Here is a 3,088-nt window from a genome sequence, read left to right on the forward strand (position 1 = left end):
GGACTGTCCTTCGACGAAATCGAAGCGCGCGCCGGGGACGGCGAGTGGGAACGATTGAAATGGGCCGGGCTGTACGCGCACGGGCAGCATCGGGGTTACTTCATGCTTCGCACGAAGGCCCCGGGCGGTCATCTGACCACGGAACAGGCCGAGGTCATCGGTGAAGTCGCCGAGGAGTTCGCCACCGCACCCGCGGAACACGGCGGCGATGAGCAAAATCCCGTGTGGGGAGACGCCTATCTGGACATCACGACACGGCAGGACATTCAGATGCACTGGATCGAGATCGAGGATCTGCCGGAGATCTGGCGGCGCTACGACGAGGTCGGTCTCACCACCGTCCAGGGCTGTGGTGACGGTGCCCGGAACGTGCTTGGATGTCCGGCCGTCGGGCTGTCGGAGCACGAGTGTTTCGACGCACAACCCGTCATCGACGCGGTTTCGGGCTTCTTTACGGGCAACCGGGAGTACTCGAATCTGCCGCGGAAGTTCAAGATGACCATCACCGGCTGTCAGGAGGACTGTGCCCAGTCACAGATCAACGACGTCGGACTGACGCCCGCCCGGAAGCGGATCGACGGCGAGGAGTACTACGGCTTCCACGTGAAGGTCGGCGGCGGCCTCTCCGACGGGCCACGAATGGGGTCCCCGCTCGACGTCTTCATCCAACCGGAGGACGCAGTGGAGTTCTGCCGCGCCGTCGCGCAGGTGTTCAAGGAACTCGGCGACCGGAACAACCGCGGCGTCTGCCGGATGCGCTATCTCGTCGAACAGCTCGGACCGGAAAATTTCGATGCGGCGGTTCGCGAGCGATGTGACGTCCCCCTCGAATCCCGTGGTACCGACCTCAGCGAAAGCTACACGGGAGACCACGTCGGCGTCCACGACCAGAAGCAAGACGGACTGCAGTACGTCGGGTTCAACGTCATCGCGGGACGCATGGGCGGGGACGAGTTCGCCGAAGCGGCACGGGCCGCGCGGGAGTACGGAACGGACGAGGCGACGATCCGTCTCGCCACTGATCAGAACTTCCTGATCTCCCACGTGCCCGCCGACCGTACCGCCGAGTTGCTCGACGAACCGTTCGCACGCGATTACCAACCCGACCCCGGCCCGTTCTCGCGCGGTGCCGTCGGCTGTACCGGGTCGGAGTTCTGCAACTACGGCATCATCGAGACGAAAAAGCGCGTCCGACGGTGGGCCAAGGAGCTGGACGAGCGGGTCGAGACGCCGGACGGGTTGGACGTCGTTCGGATGCACATGAGTGGCTGTTCGGCGTCGTGCGCCCAACCACAAATCGCGGACATCGGCTTCCGCGGCGAGACGGTGAAGGTCGAAGGGTCCGAGGAGACCACGAACGAGGAGGGCGACGCGGTGGTCGAAGGGATGGACGTCGGCCTCGGTGGCTCGTTGGGTGCTGACAACGAGTTCATCGACTGGGTCGAAACAGCGGTTCCCGCAAACGCGGTCATCCCCGCGCTCGAACGGCTCTTCGAGGTGTACGTCGAGGACCGAGTCGAGGGCGAACGCTTCTACGAGTGGCATCGCCGGGTCGGCAACGACCGCCTCCGCGACATCATGCGCCGTGCAGACGCCCCCGTCTCGAAGGGGGTGGCGCAGGATGACTGAGCGGCGGTTCCCCGGCGTCCCGGGCGAGTCCAGTTCGACCGGTTCGTCGAACGACTGCTGTGAGGACGGCCAGTGCACGTGTGGCGTGGATGAGGACGGGGCGGGTTCGTCTCCGCCGCGACTCCGCTCGGACGGCGGGAGCACCCCCAGCAACGTCGATGCCGACGGGAGCCTCGGCGAGGTTCAGTTCACCGAACCCACGGTGGGCAAGAGTCAGAACGTCGAGGGCTCCGACGCGAATCCGACGGCCAGACCCGGCGTCCCGGAGGGCGTCGAACTGGACACGCCGGGGTACTCCATCCGGAGCGAGATGAACGACATCGACACGCCCGACGAGAAGACGTGGTTCATGGAGTTGGACGAGGCGGTCATCGAGGAGGAGCGGTGTATCCAGTGTGGTACGTGTGTCGCGGCGTGTCCGTCCGATTCCATCGGCATCGGCGACGACGGCCTGCCGGAACTGGTGAAGATGTGTACGGGGTGTTCGCTCTGTTGGGACTTCTGTCCACGGGGCGGCCTCCGGTACGAACGACAGTGGAAGATCACCGGCGGCGACGACAACGTGTCGGGTGCCGGTGATCCGATCACCGAGTTCTCGGCAAAAGTCTCCGATAGCTGGCGGACGAACGCACAGGACGGCGGGATCGTGACGTCCGTCCTCGTGCACCTCCTCGAAGCGGGTGAAATCGATGGGGCGCTCGTCGCCACGGAATCCGACGAGGAGCCGTGGAAGGCCGAGAGTTTCCTCGCGACGAGCCGCGAGGAGTTGATCGAGAACGCCGGGAGCTTCTACAACCAGACGATGGCGCTCGGCAACCTCGACATGGAGCAGTGGGAGGAACAGCTTCCGGACAAGGACCCGGAGGACCTCTCGCTCGCGCTCGTCGGGACGCCGTGTGAGATCGAAGGGATTCGTGCACTCCAGGATTTCGCGTGGGACCACCAGTCCCACGAGGATGGCGTTCGCGCGATCGAGTACACCATCGCGCTGATGTGTACAAAGAACTTTAACTACGAGCGGCTCATCGGGGACCAACTGCAGGAGAAACGGGATATCCACCCCGAGGAGATCGGCAAGCTCGACGTCCTCGACGGGGAGCTACGAGTGTACGACCACGACGAGGAACTCATCGTCGCGGAGTCGATCAAGAACTTCCACGGAGCCGCGCTCAAGGGCTGTGACGAGTGTGCGGATTTCACCGGCTACTGTGCGGACCTCACCGTCGGTTCGGTCGGCAGCCCGGACGACTATTCGAGCGTCATAGTCCGGACCGAAACCGGACTGAAAGCGTGGGAGTTGGCCGAACCCGACCTCGAATACGAGGACCTCTACGACAGAAGTGCCGTCGGGAAACTACAGAGCTGGGACAAGAAGAACGCATTCTCGTCGTTGAACCGCCGGTTCGATCCGGACGCACCGCGGTTCATCGAGTACACGGAACACGCCGAACAGTACGGC

The 3,088-nt window shown here is 64.2% G+C and carries 2 protein-coding genes; both read left to right on the top strand.

Annotation, left to right across the window (positions count from 1 at the left end):
- On the top strand, positions 1-1,629 hold a 1,629-nt coding region (locus WBV42_RS01005), incomplete at its 5' end, for a nitrite/sulfite reductase (protein ID WP_423984392.1).
- A partial coding sequence (locus WBV42_RS01010) for a Coenzyme F420 hydrogenase/dehydrogenase, beta subunit C-terminal domain (protein ID WP_423984393.1) occupies positions 1,622-3,088 on the top strand: 1,467 nt, incomplete at its 3' end. The genes WBV42_RS01005 and WBV42_RS01010, both read left to right, overlap by 8 nt.

Origin of the sequence: Haladaptatus sp., assembly GCF_049589095.1 — an archaeon.
GTDB lineage: Archaea > Halobacteriota > Halobacteria > Halobacteriales > Haladaptataceae > Haladaptatus.